A 23,479-nucleotide genomic window follows, 5' to 3' on the forward strand; every position below is an offset into this window, starting at 1 on the left:
GAAAGGTTTTTAAAAATGACTATTTTTAGGGAGAGATTCACTTGGATCAAGGTTCGTACAGTATTACAATTTTTTTACTCGTCATAGGGCTCGTTATATTTGGACGTATGCGTTCTATGAATCGACCAATTAAAAATAAAGGAAGACGACTATTATTTCCATTATTCTTTTTATTGCCTGGTTTTTCTTTATATGCGGCACCGATACAACTTGCTGATTGGCAAATTGGGGTAGCTGCTGGGATTGGACTGTTATTATCAATTCCACTAATTATTTTAACTGGATATGAATTGAGAGAAGATGGTCAAATTTATGCGAAAAAAAGTATTGCTTTTATTGCTACATTTTTAATTATTGTCCTTTTACGTGCTTATTTTAGAAGACATTTACAAGGTTTAGATCCAAAGTCAATCGGCATTCTTTTCTACACCCTTGCGGTTTGTTATATAGTACCTTGGCGTATTGGCTGCTATATAAAATTTCGTAAAGTATACGTAGAGAAAGAGAAAATTACGATGCCAATAAGCTAAAAGCCATACAGTTGTATGGTTTTTAGCTTATTTTCATTTGTCGGATAAACAAATGAAAATAAGGTGTGAAAAAGCACTTTTTATTTTCTGAATATTGTAACTTTAATTTCTTTTGAAAGCCGGGTAATCCACTGGGATAAAGGCGTTTATAAAGGTTTTCACATGTAGTGAAAAGGGCTTGTTCCCTTGAAAGAACAAAAAAAGTTTGTTAAGGTAGGGAACCATAAGCGAAAACAAGAAAATAGAAAAAGTCATTTTTCGAAATTTTGAATGGCGTATGTAACTAAGGGAGAGATTTGGTGAAGATTGAGATTATGGTTTCGCTTGCTATTTATATGGCAGGTATGTTGTATATCGGTTATTGGTCTTATAAGAAGACATCCGATTTATCAGATTATATGTTAGGCGGAAGGGGACTTGGTCCAGCAGTTACAGCTTTATCAGCTGGTGCTTCTGACATGAGTGGTTGGATGCTAATGGGATTACCTGGTGCGATGTATGCAACAGGATTATCAAGTGTATGGATTGCGATAGGTTTATTAATAGGTGCTTATGCAAACTATTTAATTCTTGCCCCGCGTTTGCGAACGTATACAGAGTTGGCAAATGATTCAATTACGATTCCGGATTTTTTAGAAAATCGATTTAAGGATCGTACGAAAATACTTCGTTTTGTCTCCGCTATCGTCATTTTAGTATTTTTCACATTTTATGCGTCGGCTGGTTTAGTTTCAGGTGGACGTTTGTTTGAAAATTCTTTTAACCTTGATTATAAAATTGGTTTATTTGTAACTGTGGGTGTCGTTGTTGCTTATACACTATTCGGTGGCTTTTTAGCAGTAAGTTGGACCGACTTTGTGCAAGGTTGTATTATGTTTATCGCTCTCGTATTAGTCCCAATTGTTGCTTTTACAGATGTTGGTGGTGTAACAGAAACATTCAATACGATTAAGCAAGTTGATGCATCGCATTTAGATATGTTTAAAGGGACTACAATATTGGGGATTATTTCCTTTTCAGCATGGGGGCTTGGGTATTTTGGTCAGCCGCATATTATTGTCCGCTTTATGGCAATTACCTCTATTAAAGATTTGAAAACTTCTCGTAGAATCGGTATCGGTTGGATGGCGATTTCCATTATAGGTGCAATGCTCACTGGCTTGGTTGGTATCGCCTATTACGCTAAAAATAATGAGACATTACAAGACCCAGAAATGGTCTTTGTAACATTCTCAAACATATTATTCCATCCGTACATTACTGGGTTTTTATTGTCAGCTATATTAGCTTCGATTATGAGTAGTATTTCCTCGCAATTACTTGTTATTTCAAGTGCAGTAACGGAAGATTTCTATAAAACATTTTTCCGTCGTAACGCAAGTGATAAAGAACTTGTATTTATTGGTAGACTGTCAGTATTAGTAGTAGCTATGATCGCAGTTGTTTTAGCGTATCATCCAAGTGATACAATTTTAACACTTGTCGGTTATGCTTGGGCAGGATTTGGTTCAGCATTTGGACCCGCTATTTTATTAAGTTTATATTGGAAGAGAACGAACAAATGGGGCGTTCTTACTGGTATGATTGTCGGTGCGGTAGTTGTTATTACTTGGGTACAAATTCCAAGTTTAAAAGCAACTATGTATGAAATGGTACCTGGATTCTTCTGTAGCTTATTAGCTGTTATTGTTGTGAGTTTATTAACGAAAGAACCAGTTAAAGCAATTCATCGTGAATTTAATGAGATGGAAGCGGTGCTGGAAGAAGAAACGAAATGATTTGAAAAAAGAGTAAACGGTGAATAGCGTTTACTCTTATTTCATTTTAAATGAAATAAGTAACTTGTTGACAAAGAAAAGTAAGTAACTTATAATAAATATTAAGTTTGAGATAAATGACATTCTAAATCAAGGTTTATTATGATTATAGAGTGAGTAAATATTTTTTTGGTAAAATATCTCGAAATCGAGATAATCCCGATAAGCTAGAAGTTGATGTGGAATTTTATAATTAATATCTCGGATTCGAGATAAAATTATTATGACAGATTTTATTTTGCAGTATGGACAAAATGAATAATGAATTTTAATGTATAAAAGTTTTTAAAATGAAATAAAAGGGGGCGGAGAAAATGACAAAGAAAACGATGGGAATTCATCACATTACAGCAATTGTAGGACACCCACAAGAGAATGTAGATTTTTATGCTGGTGTATTAGGTTTACGTTTAGTGAAACAAACAGTAAATTTTGACGATCCGGGTACGTACCATCTTTATTTTGGTAATGAAGGAGGAAAGCCTGGAACAATTATTACGTTTTTCCCATGGGCAGGTGCTCGCCAAGGAGTTATTGGTGACGGGCAAGTAGGGATCACTTCTTATGTTGTACCAAAAGGGGCAATGGAGTTTTGGGAAAATAGATTAGAAAAATTCGATGTTTCGTATACAAAAATGACTCGATTTGGAGAGCAGTATTTAGAATTTGATGATCCACATGGTTTGCATATAGAATTAGTAGAAAGAGATGAGGACGAATTAAATAATTGGACTTTTGGAGAAGTTACGCCAGAAGTAGCAATTAAAGGATTTGGTGGTGCGGTTCTTTTATCGGCACAGCCTCAAAAAACAGCTGAACTGTTAGAACATATCATGGGTCTTGAGAAAATTGGAGAAGAGGGTGAATTTGTTCGATTCCGTTCTTCTGCTGATATTGGAAATATTATCGATTTGAGGTTATCGACAATTGGTCGTGGCCAAATGGGCGTTGGTACAGTGCATCATATTGCTTGGAGAGCGAGTGACGATTCTGATCAGCTAGACTGGAAAGAGCATGTATCTCGTTTTGGATACCATGTAACCCCTGTACAAGATCGAAATTATTTTAACGCAATTTATTTTAGAGAACACGGTGAAATTTTATTTGAAATTGCAACAGATCCTCCTGGTTTCGCTCATGATGAATCGTTAGAGACGATGGGTGAGGAATTAAAGTTACCGGAACAATATGAACAACATAGAAAACAGCTTGAACAAACACTTTTACCATTTGAAGTGAGAAATTTAGATTAAAGTGATTGAAAGGGGAAAAGGATTATGATGAAACATGTTTTTCAAAAAGGAAAAGATGCGTCAAAACCAGTGTTGTTATTACTTCATGGAACAGGTGGTAATGAATTAGATTTATTACCACTTGCAGAAATAATAGATCCGGAAGCTTCAGTATTAAGTGTTCGTGGAAATGTATTAGAGAATGGGATGCCGCGTTTTTTCCGTCGATTAGCAGAAGGTATTTTTGATGAAGAGGATCTTATTTTCCGTACGAAGGAATTAAATGTGTTTTTAGATGAAGCTGCAAAAACATATGAATTTGATAGAAATAACATTGTTGCTATCGGTTATTCAAATGGAGCAAACATTGCGGCAAGCTTATTATTCCATTACGAAAATGCGTTAAAAGGTGCTGTGCTTCATCACCCAATGGTGCCTAGAAGAGGAACACAATTGCCTAATTTAGCTGGGAAATCCGTGTTTATTGCTGCTGGGACAAATGATCCAATTTGTTCATCTTCTGAGTCAGAGGAATTGAAGCTACTATTAGAAAATGCAAACGCTAATGTAACAATGCATTGGGAAAATAGAGGGCATCAATTAACGATGGGTGAAGTAGAAAAAGCAAAAGAATGGTATGGAAAAACAGTTCTATAAGTACAAATAATAAAAGAAGCATCTGCTAATTGTTAGCAGATGCTTCTTTTATTATTTAAGACTGGATTGCAAGGTGAGATGAAGAAAGTGGTAGCTGAATATCAACGATCGTACCTTTATTTAATTCACTTGAAATGTGTAATTTACCATGATGTTCTTCAATTATTTTGTAACACATCATTAATCCTAGTCCAGTTCCCTTTTCTTTTAAGCTATAAAATGGTTCGCCTAAACGAGAGATACGTTCTTCTGGGATACCGCAACCTTCATCGATAATACGTATTAAGAGGAAGGTATCTTCTAATGGTTTTGTTTGGATGAAAATATTTCCACCAGTTGGCATCGCTTCAATCGCATTTTTTAATATATTTATAAAAACTTGTTTTAATTGGTTGCTGTCACACTGAATGTCATATACGTAATCAAAATGATCCATAATGATGTGAACGCTATGCATAATAGCAGTTGGTAAAATAAATGTAACGACCTCTTCAATCAAAGCTTGTATGTTACAAGTTTTGATCGATAATACTTGTGGTTTAGACATCGCCATAAATTGACTTGTGATAGATTCCATTTGTGAAATTTCACTTAACATAACATCAACATACCATTTATTTTCCTCACTTATTTCAGGGAGCAGCAATGTTAAAAAGCCTTTTAGTGAAGTGAGTGGATTTCGAATTTCATGGGCAATTCCAGCTGTCAGTTGTCCGACTACAGCAAGTTTTTCTGATCTTCGTAATAACTTTTCTGTTTCTTTAAGTTCTGTAACATCTCTTCCCATTACGATAAGACCTTTACGGGAGCCGTCAGGATGATACAGAGGAACTTTCGATATACTTAAGATTAAGTCGAAATCATCTCTATGTATAATAAATTCCTCTCCGTGAAGAATTTGTCTTTGTTGCCATGCTAGTTCATCGACCTCTTCACAATGTAAAAAAGATTCTCGGTACGCTTCATTATATTGAATGAGTTCACTATCTTTTTTCCCATGGTAAGGTACATGATGAAAATCGAAGCAAGAAAGTGCGTAGTCATTTGCCTCAAGCCAACGCCCTTCATGATCCTTAAATATAACAAACGCAGGCATTGAATCCATTAATGTACGTAATCTCTTCTCACTTTCTTTTAGCATTTTTTCAATTCTTTCTGATTTTTCAAGAGGTTTCATAATGGCATATACGCCAGTTAGACGATTTTGGACAAAAATAGGAACTAGTTTTGTCACGACGTCTAATAAGAATCCACTTTTATGATAAATAGATAAGATATACTCTTGTTGATTATCCGCTTCAGTATTCTTTATATTTTGTAATACTTGCTCAGAAATATGAGCTTCTAAAATAGAGGTAATGTTTTTGCGCTCTAATTCTAAAGAAGTGTAACCTAGTATTCTTTCGGCAGAAGGATTTATATGTAGAATAAATCCCTCTAAATTTAATGAAATAATACTATCAGGATTGTGTTCGAACAGAGATGCGTACATTTCTGCTAAAGAACGATCTTGTACATGTTTTCGTAAACGTCCAGAAATGTTCGGATGACGTTTTTTTTGAGTAGATGAATATTTTTTACGACTCATATAATTTCCTCCGTACAATTAGCATCTAAAAAGATTTGTCTATTCATAACTATAATATAGATGTAATGTGTATTTCTATAAAAAATGGAAGTTATAGAATAAATTTTATTTTCTTTATTTTGGTAAAGTGAGTGTAAGGTGGTAATAAGGGGAGCTTATATTGTTTTATAAATCTTTTGTAAGTTACAGGAGTGTGTTTTCCTTATAACATTAGGATAGAGGAGGGGGAGATAAAATGAAAAATTATATTCAAGGGATTGATCATGTGCAAGTAGCTGCGCCTGTAGGGTGTGAAGAAGAAGCACGAGAATTTTATGGTAATAAAATAGGTATGGAGGAAATACCGAAGCCAGAGGAATTAAAGAAGCGTGGTGGGTGCTGGTTTAAGTGTGGAAATCAAGAGATTCATATCGGAGTCGAGCAAAACTTCAATCCTGCTAAAAAGGCGCATCCAGCTTTTTATGTTTTAAAAATTGATGAATTTAAACAAGAGTTAATAAAGCAAGGTATTGAAGTAATAGACGATCATGCACGTCCAGATGTAATTAGATTTTACGTGTCAGATCCGTTTGGAAATCGAATTGAATTTATGGAAAATAAAAACTAGGCGGATTTCCACCTAGTTTTTTAACCTTTTCTAAATAACCCTAATACTTCAACCGTTTCGGTAATGTTAACGAATGCATGAGGATCAATTTCTGAAATTGTTAATTTCATACTTGCCAATTCTTCACGAGAAACGACTGTCATAAGTACACGTTTTTTTTCGCTGGAATAAGCACCTTCACCATCAAGTAATGTAATCCCACGTACAACAGTTGAAAGAAGTTGTTTTTTCATTTTTTCTGCTTCATTTGTTACAATCATAAGTGTAACTTTTCGATGTTTCGTATGAATAGCATCGATGACTTTACCAGTTACATAAATGGAAAGTAAGCTTGTAAGAGCAACATCCCAAGTGAAGAAGAATCCTGCAATTATTACAACGACTGCATTTAAAATAATAAGGAATCCACCAAGTTTAATGTCTCTTTTGCGAGACAACAACATACCGATAATATCAAATCCACCAGTTGATCCATTACAGTTAAAAACAAGGCCGATACCAGCTCCGGCAATGACACCACCAAAGATAGATGATAAAAGTGGATCTGTTGCTACGACTTTTACTGGAACGTAGTATAATGCGACCGATAATACAATAACAGAGATAACCGTGTTAAAAATTACTTTTTTTCCAAGACCTATGTATCCTAAAATAAGGATAGGTAAGTTTAATACAAAGTTAATAATACCCGTGTTTACAGGAGTGACAATCCCTAAAATAATAGCAATTCCGCCAATTCCACTACTTAAAATTTTGTGGGGGATAAGGAAAAGATTAAAGGCAATCGCAATAATAATAGAACCAATAATAACACCAAGAAATCTGACCATCTCTTTCCCGTCCTTCACTAAAAAATTCATATTATTTCAAGATTATATATGATATTGAAAGTTTTGGGTAAAAACAGTTTATTTCGGAAAATTAGATTAATCAAAAGAATTCGAGTATTTTATCATTTGAAAGGGGATACAGATATGAGGGTAAAAACGTATCAACAGAAAAGCCCGTTGAAGCAAGAATGTGAGGATTCTTATTTTTGTAATGAAGATAAAAAGATTTATGGTGTATGTGATGGGGCAACACCGCTCGTCCCATTTCGGGATGAAAAGGGGCATAATGGAGCATACATAGCTTCGCATTTATTTGCAAGTTATTTTGCTTCATTACGTGAAACTCATAGTTTACAAGTTGCAGTTGCAAAAGCAAATGAAGCATTGCAAAGCAAAATGTTAGAATATAAAGTGGATACGAGAAAAAAAGAACATTTGTGGTGTACATGTATTGCAGCAGTTCAAATAGAAGGTGAGAAAATTGAATACGCACAGTTAGGGGACTGTATGATTGTCGCAATACTTCAAAATGGAACGATGCAAGCATTAACGCGAGATACGGTCGAAGGAATTAGTAAACGAGCAAAAAAGAAGAGAGAAGAAGATCGTAAAAAGGGGTTATCTGTACCAGAAGAACATATTTTTCAAGATGTGCGAGAACAGTTAAAATACAATCGTTATCTTGCAAATATACAGGGCGGGTATTCCGTTGCAAATGGAATGAAAGAAGCGGTACATTATTTACAACATGGTGAATTACATATAGAGGAAGTGAGCGGGATTTTTATTTGTTCAGACGGATTATTCCATCCAGATTGGCCACTCGAACAAACTGTTGCATATATAAGAAAGACTAGTATAAGCGAATATGTAGCAATTATTGAAGAGTTGGAAGGGGAAAAGAGAATAAGACCAGATGATAAAACAATTGTGATGATTGACTTTTAAGGGAGGATGTTCAAATGGAAATTAAATGTGCAAATTTAACATTTCAAGATGAATTAGTTCCTTTAGAAAAAGTAAATAAATTGATTATCCACCATACATCCGAAGATGGATGGGATGTGTATAAAACACATGAATTTCATCAAAAAGTAAGAGGATGGAGCGGGATCGGTTACAATTATTTTATTGAAGAAGATGGAACTGTAGTCGAAGGGCGAGGTATACATATTGGAGCACATGCGAAAGATAATAATAGGGATACAATTGGAATATGTATGACGGGTAATTTTGATAAATATGATCCAACTACCGCACAAATGAATGCATTATATTCTTTATGTAAAATGTTTATGAAGCAGTTTGCTATAGAGAAAAGGAATATACTTGGCCATAGAGAGCTAGAAGGGGTTACAAAAACTTGTCCAGGAAATCGCTTTTCTATGGTAGAGTTCAGAAAAGTATTATCTTAAATATAGAGGAGTAACGAATGATGATGAATATAAAAATACCAAATGATAAAAAAGAAGAGCTTGTAGCACAAATTCAGCAATTTTTCGTTGAAGAAGATTTAGATGAAATTGGACGTTTCCAAGCAGAGCGTTTAATAGAAGAAATGATAAAATTAGTAGGACCATTTGCATACAATCAAGCAATTGGAGATGCTAGAAAACTTGTAACTGAAAAATTATCAAATATTGAAGAAGATTTGTATGTGCTAGAGAAGAGCGAAGGGAAGTAAAAAGAGCCATTTTGGTCGTCTTCCGTCAATTATAAAATAAGTATTATGCCACGGCTTTTTTCCGATGTTTTGTTTGGAAAAGGCCGTGAAGTTGTTTTTGGACGTATAAAATAAGCCTTTTCTTTTTTGTCACAAGGAACCTAGAATTAAAAAACGTTATTCTTTCTTAGCAAGCTAGATGAGAAAGAATAACGTTTTTTTAGATTGAGATTAAAAATATATTATCTTAATTTTATCTTTTTTTAATAATTTATTTATGGGCAATTTATAGTTGCTATTTATAATTCCTATATATAGCAGCTATGCATACTATGAAAAAGAACTTTGGAGGTGTAATACTTCGTATCAAAGTTGGGGGAATTGAAAATTTGTATACAATTAGCTGTAATCAAAATTTAAAACATGAATTGCTCACATAGAATCTTCTTTTGGAAGATAAGTGGTGTGATTTTTTGTTAAATGAAGGAAGGGATTGGGAAGCTATGAATAAAACAATTTTAAAAACATGTATCATATCAGCAGTTTTAGGTGGAGTTCTATTAACTGAAAAAGGTGGAGAAGTGAAAGCAGAAGGGATTACACCACAAACGAATCATACTGGTGTATTTAAAGATGTTCCAAAGGGGCACTGGGCATATGAGGCGATTCATCAATTAACAGATGAGAAAATCATTTTCGGCTATGATGATGGGAGATTTGGTTTTGGAGATAACGTAACACGCGAACAAGTCACAGCTTTAATGTATCGTTATTTTAATGTGGCAGAAAATAAAAATTATCAGAACCCATATGGGGACGTAAGCGAAGATTCGACAAGCTATATAAAGGAAATCTTGTCTTTAACAGAAATGGGTGTTTTTACGGGGGACGAGCATGGGAACTTTAGGCCAAAGGCATCCTTAACACGTGCAGAAATGGCACAGGTTCTTACAAATGCATTTCATTTAAAGGCAAAGAGTGATCACACTTTTAATGACGTTTCAACGAACTCATGGGCAAGAAACGCAATTAGTGCTGTTCAAACAAATAATATTGCAAAAGGAGTAGGAGGAGGGAAATTTGCTCCAAGTATGGATGTGACGCGTGAACAGTACGCACAATTTTTATACAATGCAATACAAGAAACTAAACACACTAAACAAACGAAAGGGCAATTACTAGCTAGCATACTTGGTGAAACAAACTGGAAAGGGACAAAAGTCTATGACAAAGACCATAATGATTTAACGAAAGAAAATCAAAATTTCATCGGGCTTGCAAAATATGATGCTAAAACTGCAAGGTATGAATTTTTCAATGCAAATACAGGAGAGAGTCGTAATGATAGCGGTACCTTCTTTATAACCAACGATGGAAAGAAAAGAGTGTTAATTTCTGAAACGCAAAATTATCAAGCGGTTGTTGAATTAACGCAATTAGACAAGGAGAAATTTACATATAAAAGAATGGGGAAAGATGCAAAAGGGAATGATGTAGAAGTGTTTGTTGAACATGTTCCTTATCATGAAAAAGAGCTGTCTTTCACGCGACCTGATAAAAATTTAGAGAGCTCGACGGGAAAAATAGTTACAGACGTTGATGGAGATGAAATTTTATCTAGTACACTATGGAACGGAACGGTGGTATTAGACGAACAGGGTAATAATGTAACAAAATATAACTCAAACTTAATCAGTCTAGCAAAATATGATAAAAATACAAATAAATACGAGTTTTTCAATGTGAATACAGGAGAAAGTCGTGGAGACTATGGTTTCTTTGATGTTGTACATGGTAATAAAATAAGAGCTCACGTTTCGTTAGGGAATAATAAATATGGTGCGGTCCTTGAACTTACAGAGTTAAATAAAGATAAATTTACGTATACAAGAATCGGGAAAGATGCGAATGGAAAAGATATAAAAATCTTTGTTGAGCATGAACCGTATACAGGTGACTTAAAACCAAATTTCACAAAGTAAGCCTTTACTGTAGCAAAGGCATTATGTTAGAAAATGTTAGTAAGGAAAAGCTTGAGTGATTAGGTAATTAAAATAGTTGTTTATAGACAAATAGATGCCTTGAGGCATCTATTTGTCGTTTTAAAATGATTTTAATACAAACTCTCTAATAACTTACTACTTGCACAACCATATATTTTGGTACTTTTATTTATTCTTTTTATGCTCTTTATATTCATGAACTTTCTCTTTTACATTACCGACAGTATCTTTAGCAGTGCCTTTTACTTTATCCCATTTTCCTTCAGCTTGTAATTTTTTATTGTCAGTTACTTTCCCAACAACTTCTTTTACTTCACCTTTTACCTTATCAATGGCACCTTCTACTTTTTCTTTTAAACCATGATCATGCTCACTCATACATTTTTCCTCCTTGTAGTTTGATTAGAATTCTCTTTTCATATTGCAAGTTGAATGATGTATCTAGTAATAGCGTAACAAATCTAGTTTGAATATTCAAATGATTAATGGGATAGAAAAGGAATTGTCATAGAATGTATAAGATTGCAATGGAAGGAGAAAGAATGTTAATTATATGTCTTTTGCAGTCCATATTGACTTTGTATAAGCAATTTTCATATGGGCACGTTCCATATTATTTTGACTGCCACTACCAAAGCGAGCTTGTCCAATTATTAAATGACAGTTTGTCGCTATAGCTTTTTCTATTCGTTTTTGAATTAATGCAGTATGACAGCCTTTACGCTGAAATTCTGGCAAAGTAGCAGAAGCAGCTAATGAAGCAATTCCATTATTTATATACAGGACACCAATGCTCGCAGGAGTATTTTGAACTTCTGCTATGAAAAAATGCCATCCTGGTTTATTGTAAAGAATTTCGTTATTTTGGCGCACGCCATCTTTTGTAAATGACGGCATTTGAAATCCACGTACATAAATATCTGCAAAAATATAAAACTCATTTTCTTTTAGTTGGCGTACTGAAATGTTAGAAGGAAGAAGGGATGGATCTTCTCTCGGTATACTATATAAAGCGGTATGGAAGCTAGATTGGTAAAATCCTTTTTGAGATAAGTATTGAAATAATTCAGCTGTACCTTGAGCGGGTGTAATTTCAAAACGACAAGGAATTGGTAGCGATTGATAATAAGAGATGATTTCATCTATCTCATCTGTATTTGTAAATGTAATCCCTTTTACTGTGTTAAAAGCAGGACCAGCAATTATTTTTGATGAAAAGGCAGTGGCGCTCCCGAATTTTTTCATTTGTACTTGCATTGGATTTCCGCTTATTGCTTGCAGTAGCGCTAATCTAGAAGAAAGCATATGTATTTCTGCGTTTTCAATTTCTTGTGCTGTATTAACTGTCATAATTGTACTCATAAAATTCCTCCGTCAATAAACATATTTCATAGTACATATACGATGTTTGTTCTGAGATTCCTGTTGAAATGTAAGAGAATAAGAGGTTTTTTGGAAGGGAAATGGAAGTGAGCTGTCGAAGGGAGTGGAAACAGATTAAAGGTGGTGCTCTCATGGAACAGAAAGACGTGCAGACATGCTCTAATTGTGGTTCTCATAACATAGGAGAAGGGGAGTTTGTCGGTTATGCACAAATACGGAAAAAGGAGACGATGTTCACGTCTTCACCAGTAGATGCTTATATTTGTACAGATTGCGGGAATATCATTTTATTAAAAGTACGACATTATGAAAAGTTTAAGCAGAAGCCGTTATGATTATGGAGAAGTGTTTTTATTAGGAAAGTTAATAAGGAGTAATATTTTACATATATGTGAGTGTGCCTTATATAAGGAGATGACAACTTATACTGTGTGGGATGCTTATTAATCGCTGCATGACATACAAAAATGTATAGAAGAAGTTGTGAATCAATATGAGGAAGAAAAATTAGTCTTCTTGGAATATTTTATATCGAAAACTCCTTTAAATGAATAAGGGAGTTTTTGTTTTTTTATAATAATAATTACCTTTAATTGTTATAATTGGTTATTAGGAGAGGTGTTTTATTAACGCCATAATCATAGAAGAAAACTAGCTAAATCGTATATAAAACCGCTAAATAACACAATCGCAACCGTAAGTTGACAAAGTGCAACCGCAGGAAGATAGAGATAAGGGCAATGTTTACATACAATTTAGGTAAGAAAACAAAGGAGGACACACATATGGGATTTGGTGAGAAGCTTTTTAAATTAAGAAAGGAAAAGGGCCTTTCTCAAGAAGCATTAGCTGAGAAATTAAACACAACAAGGCAAGCAGTTAGTAAATGGGAAAACGGTCAAGGTTTTCCTGAAACTGAAAAGTTAATAATGATTGGAAATGTATTTGAAGTATCACTTGATTATTTATTAAAGGAAACTGCTGAGCAAAATAATGAAAATGTGGATGGTTATTACGTAAGTCAGGAAATGGCAGAAGGGTATATAGTGTATGGACAAAAAATTTCTAAATATATTGCGTTAGGATTTAGTTTGCTCATTTTATCTACAATACCGTATTTATTATTTAAAGAAAATGCAACAATGTCGACATTTCTTGTTATTATCATTGCTGTCCTTGGAATTGGAGCAATGATGGTACCTGTAACGATAGAAGAGAGTCGATACAATGTATTGAAAAAGGAAGAACTACTATTTGATCAAAACTTTCTAAAAGAATTGACAAAAAGATATGTGATTATTAAGAAGAAGTATGCTGCAGTGATGATTGTTGGATTTTGTTTTATAGCCGCAGGAGCAATACCGTTTTTGTTTGAGAAAAAGCATATCACTTCAGGAGAATTGGTGAAGTATTATCCGTACTGTGTTGTACTTATTGCAATTGGGGTCTATCTTTTTGTTCGTGTTGTAGGAGTGTGGGAGATGTATCGAATTTTAGTAGAAAATAAAGAATATAGCAATCGTATTATTTTTAAACTAAAAAAGAAAGTGAGAGATAAAGTGGATAATTTTTAATAGGAGAAAATCAATTTTATTAAAAGTTAAGATGGGAGTGAAATGATGTCAAACATTCTAGAAATTAAAAATTTAAGTAAATCATTTGGAAGCAAAGTTGTTTTAAAAGATGTTACATTCAATGTGCCATCAGGGGCAATTGTTGGATTTATTGGTGACAATGGGGCAGGTAAATCAACAACATTTAAAACAGTACTAGAATTAATTTCTAAAGATAGCGGTACAGTAAAAATATTTGGTGAAGAAAATATAAATAAAGATGCCAAGAATAAGGGGAAGATTGGAGTCGTATTTGATGCTATGAATCTACCGGCTCATCTTACAATAAAACAACTACATAAGGTTTTTGAAAAGATGTTTGAATCTTGGGATAGAGAAAATTTTTACCGATTAGTTCATTCTTTCTCTTTACCTACTAATGAAAAAGTAGGTAGATTTTCCCGTGGAATGTCGATGAAACTATCTATAGCTGTTGCATTGTCGCATAATGCAAAATTATTAATTCTAGATGAAGCGACAGGAGGTCTTGATCCTTCATCTAGGGAGGAGGTGTTAGAGGAATTAAAAATTTTTGTGAGTAAAAGTAATGGTGGTATATTACTTTCTTCTCATATTATGAGTGATGTAGAAAAAATCGCTAGCCACCTTATCGTTATAAAAGATGGAGAAATTTTATTGAATGAAGAAAAGGATAAGATTTTGGACAATTATGCCATTGTAGATGTTAATGAGGAACAACTAACTTTAATCAACAAAGATATAGTTGTGGTGAAAAGGAATAATGGTTCTTATTTCAATGTACTTGTATCAGATGTGCATAAACTACCAAATGGGATTGCTCATAGAACCATTTCAATAGAAGAAATAAGTGTTTTATTAACGAGGAGTGAAAAATAAATGAAAGGTTTATTATTGACAAACTATTATCTAGTGTATCGAACTTTCTTTATGTTCATGGGAATAGCGATATTAGGAGCGGGATTTGTTTTTTATTTTGGTAATGCTTCAATGTACCGTTTAATTGCTACGTTTATTATCTTATTTGCTGCGATTCCTGCACTTGAAGTTATTAAATATGAGAGTAAGTCGGGGTATGAAAAATATGTACTTACTTTACCGGTTACTAGAAATAATATTGTACAAAGTCACTATCTTTTCTATTTTTTAGTTGTAATTATTGGTACTTTATTATCGTATGGCATATTTTATGTACATGATTTAGTTTCAGATACACCATTTGATGATGGTATATTTAAGAGTGTTTCTTTAGGGACGTTCATCATTCTTAATGCCGGAGCAATAGCTTATCCGCTTCTCTATGTTTTTGGAGCAGAAAAATCTGATGCTATTACAATTGGAGGCGCATGTGGGGGACTTGTTACTTATTTTGGATTACAAAGTGTAATTGGATATCTAATAGAACAATTTCCAATATCAAATTTAAATTCATCTGTATACGTTTCAATTCTATATACAATATTTGGCGTTATCATATATATCTTTTCTTATTTCATTTCGGTATTTATATATCGTAAGAAGGAATTTTAATATATTTTCTCTTAGTATTTTCTGAATTATTTCCAAAGAAATAATTCAGAAAATACAGAAAAATGTCGTAATTTTTTGTAAAAGTCTGTTATAATAAACAAAAAAATGAAAACGCTTTAAAGGGGGATATAACCAATATGATGATGAATGTACCGCTAACAATTAGTTCTATGATGGAAAGAGCAGAAAAACTGTTTTCAAAGAAAGAAATTGTTTCACGGACACATGATACAGTTACGACGTTAACGTATAAGCAGTTAGGTGAAAGGACGAGAAGGCTTTCCAGTGCGTTAAAAAAATTAGGAATTAAAGAAGGCGAGCGTATAGGAACGTTAGCGTGGAATCATCATCGACATGTGGAGGCATATTTTGCTATTCCTGGTATTGCTTCCGTTTTACACACAATTAATATTCGTTTATCTCCTCAACATATTTCATACATTATTCAGCACGCAGAAGATCGAATTCTACTTATAGATGAAGATCTCGTACCACTCGTTGAAAATATTCAATCACAATTATCAACTGTACAAGCCTACATTATTATGACTGATAAAGATGAACTTCCCAATACTACGCTAGAACCTGTATATCATTATGAAAAGCTATTAGAAGAAGGCGATCCAACTTTCCAATTTGTAAAAGATATTGACGAAAATACACCTGCTGGTATGTGTTATACGTCAGCGACTACAGGAAATCCAAAAGGTGTTGTATATACGCATCGTAGTACTGTACTGCATTGTATGGCACTCGGTTTAGCGGATACAGCTGCTTTATCGGAAAGTGATGCGGCGATGGCAATTGTACCGATGTTCCATGTGAATGCTTGGGGACTTCCTTTTGCTGCTACTTGGTTTGGAACTAAACAAGTTCTGCCAGGACCAATGTTTACTCCAAAAATTTTATTAGAGATGATTCAAGCTGAAAAAGTAACGATAGCAGCAGGTGTGCCGACAATTTGGCTCGGTGTATTACAAGAATTAGAAAATAATAGTTACGATTTATCTAGTATAACGAGAATATTATGCGGTGGTGCTGCTGCACCGAAAAGCGTTATTAAAGCATTTGAGCAAAAATATAATGTTCCTTTCGTACATGCATATGGTATGACTGAAACAAGCCCACTCGTAACACTTGCACGTTTAAAAAGTTATGAAACAGAATTATCATATGAAGAGCAATTAGAAATCCGCTCAAAACAAGGATATCTTGTCCCTGGTGTAGAGATGAAAGTAGTCGGTACAAATGGTGAAGTGAAGTGGGATGGTACTGAGATGGGAGAGTTATGTTTACGAGCACCTTGGATCGCTGAAAGCTATTATAACGATGATCGTACTGTCGAAGGATTCCGAGACGGTTGGTTATATACTGGTGATGTTGTTACAGTTGATGAGGAAGGCTGCGTGAAAATTGTTGATCGTACGAAAGATGTTATTAAAAGCGGGGGAGAATGGATTTCTTCAGTGGATCTTGAAAATGCTTTAATGGCACATGATGCTATATTTGAAGCGGCTGTCGTTGCAATTCCTCATCCGCAGTGGCAAGAACGCCCAGTTGCCTGCGTTGTTCAAAAGAAAAATAGTACGGTTACAAAAGAAGAAATATATGAGTTTTTAAAACCGCAGTTTGCGAAATGGTGGTTACCAGATGATATTGTATTTATGGAAGAAATACCGAAAACATCTGTTGGGAAGTTTTTAAAACAGGCACTGCGAAAAGAACTTGAGCATTTGCATAAAGAGAAATAATTGAATTTACATTTGTAAACCGATATGAAAAACAAGTTGACAAAGTCTAGATAGAAAGATAATATAACTCCTATAATATGTTATCTGAAAAACATTTTAAGTTTACAAATAGGAGAAGCAAATATGAATACAAAAAACTTAGTTTTCGTCGCTTTATTTAGTTCTATTATGGGAGTGTTAGGATTAATACCCCCAATTGCTCTTGCTATTACACCAGTTCCGATAACATTACAATCACTCGGTGTTATGCTTGCTGGTGGATTGTTAGGATCACGTCTTGGTGCGTTAAGTCAGCTTATTTTCTTACTTATAGTTGGAGTTGGAGCACCATTACTTGCAGGTGGACGCGGGGGACCAGGTGTATTTGTTGGGCCAAGTGCAGGATATTTACTTGGTTATATCGTTGGAGCGTTTGTCATTGGTTATTTAATTGAGCGTTTACGTGAAGTTTCTATAATAAAGGTATTATGTATTAATATAATTGGTGGTATTTTCGTAGTTTATGTATTTGGTATTATTGTACAAGCTTTCGTTATGGATGTTTCTGTGTGGCAAACGATGAAGGTGAGTGTTGTGTTTTTACCAGGTGATTGCATAAAAGCGATTATAGCAGCAATTCTTGTAACAAAATTACATCGTTCATTGAAACATATTATTACGCCTGCTCTAAAGAGTGGGAAGTATACAAATGCGGGATAAGAAAGAGAAGAAACACGTTCATTGCGTGTTTCTTTTTATTATTTTGTAAAGAAAGGACATCTCATATGGGAATTACGAAAGAATATAAAAAGCATGCCTCTTTACAGCCAAATAAAATAGCAATAAAGGAAAATGATCGAGTTTTAACATATAAAGAGTGGTTTGAGTCAGTTTGTAAAGTAGCAAACTGGTTGAACGAAAAAGAATCGAAGAATAAAATGATAGCAATTTTATTAGAGAATCGTATGGAGTTTTTACAATTATTTGCTGGTGCTGCTATGGCTGGATGGGTTTGTGTGCCATTAGATATAAAGTGGAAACAGGATGAGCTCAAAGAAAGAATTGTAATTAGTAATCCGGATATGATTGTGACAGAGCGATATAAGGTAAATGATCTATCGGATGAAAAAGGAAGAGTAATTGAAATTGCTGAGTGGAAAAGAATGATAGAGAAATATCTTCCTGCATATTATCCTGTGGAAAATGTACAACATGCTCCGTTTTATATGGGATTTACATCAGGATCGACTGGAAAGGCAAAAGCATTTTTACGTGCACAACAATCGTGGGTTCATAGTTTTGATTGCAATATACATGACTTTCATATGAAAAAAGAAGATTCTATTTTAATAGCTGGGACGCTTGTTCATTCTCTTTTTTTATACGGTGCAATAAGTGCATTATATGTAGGGCAAACGGTGCATATAATGAAAAAGTTTATTCCAGATCAAGTGCTGGATAAGTTAGAAATGGAACACGTTTCGGTCATGTATACAGTTCCGACAATGCTAAAATCTTTATATAAAGAAAATAGAGTGATAGAAAATGGAATGAAAATTATTTCGTCAGGAGCGAAATGGGAAGCTGAAGCGAAAGAAAAAATAAAGATTATATTTCCTTATGCGCAAAAATATGAATTTTACGGTGCATCGGAACTAAGTTTTGTAACAGCACTTGTTGATGAAGAGAGCGATAGAAGGCCAAATTCAGTAGGAAAACCTTGTCACAATGTGCAAGTTCGAATATGTAACGAAGCAGGAGAAGAAGTACAGAAAGGCGAGATAGGAACTGTTTATGTGAAAAGTGATCAGTTTTTTATGGGCTACATATTGGATAAGGTTTTAGTTCCAGAGTTGACTGCGGATGGCTGGATGACAGTGCGAGATGTAGGTTATGAAGATGAAGAAGGCTTTATATACATAGTGGGTAGAGAGAAGAACATGATTTTATTTGGAGGAATTAATATTTTTCCAGAAGAAATAGAAAGTGTATTACATGAACACCCAGCTGTTGATGAAATAGTTGTAATTGGTGTGAAAGATAGTTACTGGGGTGAAAAACCTGTCGCCATCGTAAAAGGAAGTGCTACGAGGCAACAATTAAAAAGTTTTTGCTTACAACGATTATCCTCGTTTAAAATACCGAAAGAATGGCATTTTGTAGATGAAATACCGTATACAGATAGCGGGAAAATCGCTCGTATTGCAGCAAAAAATATGATTAAACACCGGGAGAAGATATATGAATAGAGCGGTTATTGTAGAAGCAAAAAGGACACCTATTGGTAAGAAGAATGGGATGTTTAAAGATTATGAAGTTCAGCAATTAGTAACGCCGCTTCTTACGTTTTTAAGTAAAGGAATTGAGAGAGAAATAGACGATGTTATATTAGGGAATGTTGTTGGGCCGGGAGGGAATGTTGCGAGATTATCTGCTTTAGAAGCAGGACTTGGCTATCATATTCCTGGTGTAACGATTGACCGGCAATGTGGTGCCGGATTGGAAGCGATTCGCACCGCGTGTCATTTCATTCAAGGCGGGGCAGGTAATTGTTATATTGCAGGAGGAGTAGAGAGTACAAGTACATCACCTTTTCAAAATAGAGCGCGATTTTCACCAGAAACAATTGGAGATCCTAATATGGGAGTAGCGGCTGAATATGTTGCAAAGCGTTATAACATAACGCGAGAAATGCAAGACGAGTTCGCATGCCTCAGTTATAAACGAACACTGCAAGCGTTAGAAAAAGGATATATACATGATGAAATATTGTCTTTTAATGGATTGTTAGATGAATCTATAAAGCCAGAAATGAATTATGAACGAATTATTAAAAGAACAAAACCCGCATTTTTACAAAATGGGACAGTAACGGCAGGGAATTCATGTGGTGTAAACGACGGGGCGTGTGCAGTTCTTGTAATGGAAGAGCGGCAAGCTCGAAAATTAGGATACAAGCCTGTTCTTCGTTTCGTTCGCAGTGCTGTAGTTGGAGTGGATCCCAACCTTCCGGGGACTGGTCCAATATTTGCGGTGAACAAATTACTAAACGAAATGAATGTAAAAGTAGAGGACATCGATTATTTTGAAATAAACGAAGCATTTGCTTCAAAAGTTGTAGCTTGTGCAAAGGAGTTACAAATTCCGTACGAAAAAGTAAATGTAAATGGTGGTGCAATTGCGCTTGGTCATCCGTACGGTGCATCTGGATCTATGCTTGTGACACGTTTGTTTTATCAAGCACAAAGAGAGCATATGAAATATGGAATTGCGACGTTAGGAATTGGTGGTGGAATAGGGCTTGCGCTATTATTTGAGAAAGTAGAAGACTAGAAAGGGACTAGTTTTCTACTTTTTGAGGAACATAAGCGTTGCTACCGGGTTTTACTTTTATTTCATTCCAAGCAGCGATAGCGTCAGCTTTTGATTTTCCTTTATTATTTGGATCTTCAAAAAAGTCGCGAGTGAAACGATTGTATTCAAACTGCGCGCTGATAGTTGTTTTGTATGTAGGATCTTTTTTTCGTTTGTTTTCTTCATACCAAAACGTTATCGCGTCTTCATATGTTTTTCCGACATTCTCTTTAAAAAACTTTTGAAGAGCTACTGTAAAGCGGAAGTTTGCTCCGATTTTTTCTTTGAAAAAGGCACGAACATCTTCGCTACAGCGGTGATTGTTAGTAATAATCGTTTGAAGAGAAAGGTCTTTATAAGAGAGGGAAGCTTTACTCACCTTTTGACCAGAGCTGTATTTAAATGTTTTACCAGTAGTTAAATAATGTGAGATACGCTCGGTTATTTCAATCTTAGAGCCACTAGCTGGCAAACCATGCTCACGACAAAATGTTTGGAGTTCTGCTTTTAACCAATAATAGTTTTGGAAATCTTCAAGTGATATAGACTTTGTTAGAGATGGACGCATAGATGTACCAACTACTTTCTTCCATAATTTTCTTTAATTATAAAACATATGTTCTTTTTGCGGAAGGGTTAATTTGTAAATATAACGGGAAGAGGAGATTATATATGGAAAATGTAATGCAAGTTCGTGTTACGGGAATTTTAATTGAAGATGAGAAGGTATTGCTAGTAAAGCAAAAAGTGGCTAACCGCAATTGGTCTTTACCTGGGGGAAGGGTAGAGAATGGTGAAACGTTAGAAGAAGCGATGATTCGAGAAATGAGAGAAGAAACAGGGTTAGAAGTTAAAATTAAGAAGCTACTCTATGTTTGTGATAAACCAGATGCTAGCCCATCTTTATTACATATTACGTTTTTGCTTGAAAGGATTGAAGGTGAAATTATGCTACCTTCTAACGAGTTTGATCATAATCCGATTCATGATGTGCAAATGGTACCGATTAAAGAATTAAGTCACTATGGTTTTTCTGAATCTTTTATAAAACTGGTAAGTGAGGGGTTTGCAAATGCAGGGAGCTATCAAGGGTTGAAACAAAATATAGGCCTGTAAATATAGTTGAAGGATAGCAGTTAGCTATCCTTCATAAACATGTTTTATACTGCGGACTGTAAAGAAGACACAAGTTGATTTAAAAACTCGTCCCCAGTCATAACCGCTTTTCCGCCGCCGCGCGCACTCTTTTTATTTCCGCCGCCTTTTCCTTCAATTGCAGGAAGAGCATCTTTTAAAAGTGCGTTCATATCAAGCGTGACTGTTTTTCCGCAAGCGAGGATGCATTGTAGTTTGTCATCATTTTCAATGACGAAATATGTAAGGGCATGCTCTTGTTGTTCTGTAATAATAGCAGAAAGCTTTGCGATTTCTTGCATAGAACGATTTGTAAATACTTTAGAAATAAGTATGCCAGCATGTATTTCTGCAGGTTGTTGCAGTAGTTCATTTGCCTCTGCATATAATAATTTTTCATTCATTGTTTGTATTGCTTTTTCGTTTTCTTTTTGAGAAGTAAGAAGTTGTGCTATTTTTGCTGGAATATCACTCTCGCTACTGTTTAATTGTTTAGAAACATCTTTCATAATTTGTTGTTGTTGCCCCATTAATTTAAGTGTGCGCCAGCCAGCGATAAACGTTAATCGTATGCCACCTTTATTGCGCTCCCACCCAAGTACTTGAATAGGACCTACTTCACCTGTACGTTTCGGGTGTGTTCCGCCACAGCCGTTATAATCCAAATTTTCGATAATAACAACGCGTATATTTTCTGTCATAGTCGGTTCTTTACGAAGGGGTAAAGTTTTTGCTGCTTCTAAGTTCATCCACTCGATGCGGATGGGATGGTTTTCAAAAACAATTTTGTTTGCAATTTGTATCGCTTTTTCGACCGTTTCTGCATGCAGATTTTCTGTTTCTAAATCAATTGTTACCGTTTCTTTTCCAAGGTGGAATCCGATCGTAGGTATGTTAAAATGATCCCAAAAAGCAGCAGATAAAATGTGCTGAGCTGTATGCTGCTGCATATGATCAAACCGACGCTCCCAATTGATTTTACCTTCTACTTCTTCTGTATGTAATTGTTCTGTAATGAAGTGGCGGATTTCTTCGTCGACTTCTTCAACACCAAATACAGCAATGCCATTTAAAGTTCCAGTATCATGGGGCTGCCCGCCACCTGTCGGATAAAATGCTGTTTCGTTTAAAACAACGTATAAGTTACCGTCTTTATCATAATCTTGCTTTAAAATTTTAGTAGTAAAGTCTTGCTTATAAGCGTCAGTGTAATATAATTTTTGCTCCAATTTTCTTTCCCCTTTCGTGTTCGCTAGTTTCATTGTAAAGCAATTGAAATTAGTTTCCTAATATTTCAGAAGAAAGAAACTATTTTTAGAATTTTCTTGCTATAATAAGAAAAAGAAAATGCGGGGGTGGAATGAATATGTTATATGAAAACGGCGTAGATAAACTGCTTAGTTTAAGTAAAAATATTTCTGAATTGTATCGAGAATTAAATGAAATGACCCGGATTTTAACGGATTGTAATCGAGAAAGTGTGAAGTTTGATCGGTTATATGTAAAAGAGTTACTATGGAAGAAAGAAGATGTAATAGAGAAATATGACCAGCTACTTGTGCAACTTTGTATAAATGAATGCTTTGATTTAAAAAGTGTCATTACAGGGGAATATAAGTATACATATGAAGAAGTAGAAAACATCGTTTTACAATTTAATGAGAAATATAATGTCGCAATTTTAATTAAAGATGTTTGTAAAGAATTACAGTTTACATATGGCATAGATATGGACATAACGAGAACAGCTCGGGTATCAACAGCTCAAGTATAAAAAGGGAAAAGAAAGCAGATCCTTTGCTTTCTTTTTTTATGTGAGAATTGGGAGA

Annotated in this window: 25 protein-coding genes; 19 read left to right on the forward strand and 6 right to left on the reverse strand. The window is 34.6% G+C overall.

Features of this window, described 5'->3' with window-relative positions:
• Positions 1-41 precede the first annotated feature (41 nt).
• The 4 genes from QCI44_RS09695 (at position 42) to QCI44_RS09710 (ending at position 4,236) form a co-directional block, all read left to right on the forward strand.
• Complete coding sequence (locus tag QCI44_RS09695; protein ID WP_016086791.1) at positions 42-530, forward strand: cytochrome c biogenesis protein CcdC; 489 nt, start codon at positions 42-44, stop codon at positions 528-530.
• 299 nt (positions 531-829) lie between these two features.
• Complete coding sequence (putP, locus tag QCI44_RS09700; RefSeq protein ID WP_353811092.1) at positions 830-2,308, forward strand: sodium/proline symporter PutP; 1,479 nt, start codon at positions 830-832, stop codon at positions 2,306-2,308.
• A 353-nt stretch (positions 2,309-2,661) separates the two neighbouring features.
• Positions 2,662-3,600, forward strand: a complete 939-nt coding sequence (locus QCI44_RS09705) for a ring-cleaving dioxygenase (protein WP_098986551.1) — start codon at positions 2,662-2,664, stop codon at positions 3,598-3,600.
• 24 nt (positions 3,601-3,624) lie between these two features.
• Positions 3,625-4,236 (forward strand): alpha/beta hydrolase, encoded by a 612-nt coding sequence (locus QCI44_RS09710; RefSeq protein WP_033659747.1) that lies wholly within the window; start codon positions 3,625-3,627, stop codon positions 4,234-4,236.
• Between the two features lie 55 nt (positions 4,237-4,291).
• On the opposite strand, the gene QCI44_RS09715 is transcribed toward QCI44_RS09710, so the two are convergent.
• Positions 4,292-5,824, reverse strand: coding sequence for a BA3702 family sensor histidine kinase (locus QCI44_RS09715; protein ID WP_016135156.1), 1,533 nt, complete (start codon positions 5,822-5,824; stop codon positions 4,292-4,294).
• Positions 5,825-6,059: 235 nt separating this feature from the next.
• Here QCI44_RS09715 and QCI44_RS09720 point away from each other — a divergent pair, with 235 nt between their 5' ends.
• Positions 6,060-6,431: a VOC family protein gene (locus tag QCI44_RS09720; RefSeq protein WP_098986550.1), complete on the forward strand. Its 372-nt coding sequence runs from the start codon at positions 6,060-6,062 to the stop codon at positions 6,429-6,431.
• A 20-nt stretch (positions 6,432-6,451) separates the two neighbouring features.
• Here QCI44_RS09720 and QCI44_RS09725 read toward each other — a convergent pair whose 3' ends face one another.
• Entirely contained in the window at positions 6,452-7,261 is an 810-nt protein-coding gene (locus tag QCI44_RS09725; RefSeq protein WP_000251342.1) for a YitT family protein, read from the reverse strand.
• A 144-nt stretch (positions 7,262-7,405) separates the two neighbouring features.
• Here QCI44_RS09725 and QCI44_RS09730 point away from each other — a divergent pair, with 144 nt between their 5' ends.
• The 4 genes from QCI44_RS09730 to QCI44_RS09745 all read left to right on the forward strand — a co-directional run bounded on the left by QCI44_RS09730 (position 7,406) and on the right by QCI44_RS09745 (position 10,906).
• Positions 7,406-8,209: a protein phosphatase 2C domain-containing protein gene (locus QCI44_RS09730; RefSeq protein ID WP_098986549.1), complete on the forward strand. Its 804-nt coding sequence runs from the start codon at positions 7,406-7,408 to the stop codon at positions 8,207-8,209.
• A gap of 14 nt (positions 8,210-8,223) precedes the next feature.
• Positions 8,224-8,676: a peptidoglycan recognition protein family protein gene (locus QCI44_RS09735; RefSeq protein WP_353811093.1), complete on the forward strand. Its 453-nt coding sequence runs from the start codon at positions 8,224-8,226 to the stop codon at positions 8,674-8,676.
• Positions 8,677-8,693: 17 nt separating this feature from the next.
• The gene (locus QCI44_RS09740; protein ID WP_001983516.1) at positions 8,694-8,945 is read left to right on the forward strand and encodes a DUF2164 domain-containing protein; all 252 of its coding nucleotides are present in this window, start codon (positions 8,694-8,696) and stop codon (positions 8,943-8,945) included.
• A gap of 482 nt (positions 8,946-9,427) precedes the next feature.
• Positions 9,428-10,906 (forward strand): DUF4822 domain-containing protein, encoded by a 1,479-nt coding sequence (locus tag QCI44_RS09745; protein ID WP_353811094.1) that lies wholly within the window; start codon positions 9,428-9,430, stop codon positions 10,904-10,906.
• 186 nt (positions 10,907-11,092) lie between these two features.
• Here QCI44_RS09745 and QCI44_RS09750 read toward each other — a convergent pair whose 3' ends face one another.
• Positions 11,093-11,305: a CsbD family protein gene (locus QCI44_RS09750; RefSeq protein WP_353811095.1), complete on the reverse strand. Its 213-nt coding sequence runs from the start codon at positions 11,303-11,305 to the stop codon at positions 11,093-11,095.
• Positions 11,306-11,476: 171 nt separating this feature from the next.
• A complete protein-coding gene (locus QCI44_RS09755; RefSeq protein WP_353811096.1) occupies positions 11,477-12,289 on the reverse strand; it encodes a GNAT family N-acetyltransferase in 813 nt (270 codons plus the stop codon).
• Between the two features lie 152 nt (positions 12,290-12,441).
• Between QCI44_RS09755 and QCI44_RS09760 the strand changes: the two genes are divergently transcribed.
• The 8 genes from QCI44_RS09760 (at position 12,442) to QCI44_RS09795 (ending at position 20,495) form a co-directional block, all read left to right on the forward strand.
• Positions 12,442-12,645, forward strand: coding sequence for a hypothetical protein (locus tag QCI44_RS09760; RefSeq protein WP_016086802.1), 204 nt, complete (start codon positions 12,442-12,444; stop codon positions 12,643-12,645).
• 450 nt (positions 12,646-13,095) lie between these two features.
• Positions 13,096-13,884 (forward strand): helix-turn-helix domain-containing protein, encoded by a 789-nt coding sequence (locus tag QCI44_RS09765; RefSeq protein WP_353811097.1) that lies wholly within the window; start codon positions 13,096-13,098, stop codon positions 13,882-13,884.
• 45 nt (positions 13,885-13,929) lie between these two features.
• Complete coding sequence (locus QCI44_RS09770) at positions 13,930-14,781, forward strand: ABC transporter ATP-binding protein (protein ID WP_353811098.1); 852 nt, start codon at positions 13,930-13,932, stop codon at positions 14,779-14,781.
• Complete coding sequence (locus QCI44_RS09775; protein ID WP_016086805.1) at positions 14,782-15,432, forward strand: ABC-2 transporter permease; 651 nt, start codon at positions 14,782-14,784, stop codon at positions 15,430-15,432.
• A gap of 137 nt (positions 15,433-15,569) precedes the next feature.
• Positions 15,570-17,183 (forward strand): long-chain fatty acid--CoA ligase, encoded by a 1,614-nt coding sequence (locus QCI44_RS09780; RefSeq protein ID WP_002167835.1) that lies wholly within the window; start codon positions 15,570-15,572, stop codon positions 17,181-17,183.
• 123 nt (positions 17,184-17,306) lie between these two features.
• The gene (locus QCI44_RS09785) at positions 17,307-17,882 is read left to right on the forward strand and encodes a biotin transporter BioY (RefSeq protein WP_016086806.1); all 576 of its coding nucleotides are present in this window, start codon (positions 17,307-17,309) and stop codon (positions 17,880-17,882) included.
• A gap of 65 nt (positions 17,883-17,947) precedes the next feature.
• Positions 17,948-19,411, forward strand: coding sequence for an acyl-CoA synthetase (locus QCI44_RS09790; protein WP_353811099.1), 1,464 nt, complete (start codon positions 17,948-17,950; stop codon positions 19,409-19,411).
• A complete protein-coding gene (locus QCI44_RS09795; protein WP_016135147.1) occupies positions 19,404-20,495 on the forward strand; it encodes an acetyl-CoA C-acyltransferase in 1,092 nt (363 codons plus the stop codon). The genes QCI44_RS09790 and QCI44_RS09795 overlap by 8 nt, the downstream gene beginning before the upstream one ends.
• A 7-nt stretch (positions 20,496-20,502) precedes the next feature.
• On the opposite strand, the gene QCI44_RS09800 is transcribed toward QCI44_RS09795, so the two are convergent.
• The gene (locus QCI44_RS09800; protein WP_016135146.1) at positions 20,503-21,084 is read right to left on the reverse strand and encodes a DUF6434 domain-containing protein; all 582 of its coding nucleotides are present in this window, start codon (positions 21,082-21,084) and stop codon (positions 20,503-20,505) included.
• A gap of 104 nt (positions 21,085-21,188) precedes the next feature.
• Here QCI44_RS09800 and QCI44_RS09805 point away from each other — a divergent pair, with 104 nt between their 5' ends.
• Entirely contained in the window at positions 21,189-21,632 is a 444-nt protein-coding gene (locus QCI44_RS09805; protein WP_016086810.1) for an NUDIX hydrolase, read from the forward strand.
• A gap of 44 nt (positions 21,633-21,676) precedes the next feature.
• Here the strand turns inward: QCI44_RS09805 and QCI44_RS09810 are convergent, their stop codons facing one another.
• Complete coding sequence (locus QCI44_RS09810) at positions 21,677-22,879, reverse strand: DHHA1 domain-containing protein (protein WP_148667365.1); 1,203 nt, start codon at positions 22,877-22,879, stop codon at positions 21,677-21,679.
• 137 nt (positions 22,880-23,016) lie between these two features.
• Here QCI44_RS09810 and QCI44_RS09815 point away from each other — a divergent pair, with 137 nt between their 5' ends.
• Positions 23,017-23,424, forward strand: coding sequence for a hypothetical protein (locus QCI44_RS09815; RefSeq protein WP_000965133.1), 408 nt, complete (start codon positions 23,017-23,019; stop codon positions 23,422-23,424).
• The last annotated feature ends 55 nt before the right edge of the window (positions 23,425-23,479 follow it).

The organism is Bacillus cereus group sp. RP37 (assembly GCF_040459695.1).
GTDB lineage: Bacteria > Bacillota > Bacilli > Bacillales > Bacillaceae_G > Bacillus_A.

Coding starts and splice junctions, on each gene's coding strand:
- QCI44_RS09790 (WP_353811099.1), top strand. CDS start 17,948: ATGGGAATTACGAAAGAATATAAAAAGCATGCCTCTTTACAGCCAAAT.
- QCI44_RS09760 (WP_016086802.1), top strand. CDS start 12,442: ATGGAACAGAAAGACGTGCAGACATGCTCTAATTGTGGTTCTCATAAC.
- QCI44_RS09775 (WP_016086805.1), top strand. CDS start 14,782: ATGAAAGGTTTATTATTGACAAACTATTATCTAGTGTATCGAACTTTC.
- QCI44_RS09720 (WP_098986550.1), top strand. CDS start 6,060: ATGAAAAATTATATTCAAGGGATTGATCATGTGCAAGTAGCTGCGCCT.
- QCI44_RS09780 (WP_002167835.1), top strand. CDS start 15,570: ATGATGATGAATGTACCGCTAACAATTAGTTCTATGATGGAAAGAGCA.
- QCI44_RS09750 (WP_353811095.1), bottom strand. CDS start 11,305: ATGAGTGAGCATGATCATGGTTTAAAAGAAAAAGTAGAAGGTGCCATT.
- QCI44_RS09735 (WP_353811093.1), top strand. CDS start 8,224: ATGGAAATTAAATGTGCAAATTTAACATTTCAAGATGAATTAGTTCCT.
- QCI44_RS09710 (WP_033659747.1), top strand. CDS start 3,625: ATGATGAAACATGTTTTTCAAAAAGGAAAAGATGCGTCAAAACCAGTG.
- QCI44_RS09730 (WP_098986549.1), top strand. CDS start 7,406: ATGAGGGTAAAAACGTATCAACAGAAAAGCCCGTTGAAGCAAGAATGT.
- QCI44_RS09800 (WP_016135146.1), bottom strand. CDS start 21,084: ATGCGTCCATCTCTAACAAAGTCTATATCACTTGAAGATTTCCAAAAC.
- QCI44_RS09815 (WP_000965133.1), top strand. CDS start 23,017: ATGTTATATGAAAACGGCGTAGATAAACTGCTTAGTTTAAGTAAAAAT.
- QCI44_RS09785 (WP_016086806.1), top strand. CDS start 17,307: ATGAATACAAAAAACTTAGTTTTCGTCGCTTTATTTAGTTCTATTATG.
- QCI44_RS09770 (WP_353811098.1), top strand. CDS start 13,930: ATGTCAAACATTCTAGAAATTAAAAATTTAAGTAAATCATTTGGAAGC.
- QCI44_RS09805 (WP_016086810.1), top strand. CDS start 21,189: ATGGAAAATGTAATGCAAGTTCGTGTTACGGGAATTTTAATTGAAGAT.
- QCI44_RS09795 (WP_016135147.1), top strand. CDS start 19,404: ATGAATAGAGCGGTTATTGTAGAAGCAAAAAGGACACCTATTGGTAAG.
- QCI44_RS09725 (WP_000251342.1), bottom strand. CDS start 7,261: ATGGTCAGATTTCTTGGTGTTATTATTGGTTCTATTATTATTGCGATT.
- QCI44_RS09755 (WP_353811096.1), bottom strand. CDS start 12,289: ATGAGTACAATTATGACAGTTAATACAGCACAAGAAATTGAAAACGCA.
- QCI44_RS09740 (WP_001983516.1), top strand. CDS start 8,694: ATGATGATGAATATAAAAATACCAAATGATAAAAAAGAAGAGCTTGTA.
- QCI44_RS09705 (WP_098986551.1), top strand. CDS start 2,662: ATGACAAAGAAAACGATGGGAATTCATCACATTACAGCAATTGTAGGA.
- QCI44_RS09745 (WP_353811094.1), top strand. CDS start 9,428: ATGAATAAAACAATTTTAAAAACATGTATCATATCAGCAGTTTTAGGT.
- QCI44_RS09715 (WP_016135156.1), bottom strand. CDS start 5,824: ATGAGTCGTAAAAAATATTCATCTACTCAAAAAAAACGTCATCCGAAC.
- QCI44_RS09765 (WP_353811097.1), top strand. CDS start 13,096: ATGGGATTTGGTGAGAAGCTTTTTAAATTAAGAAAGGAAAAGGGCCTT.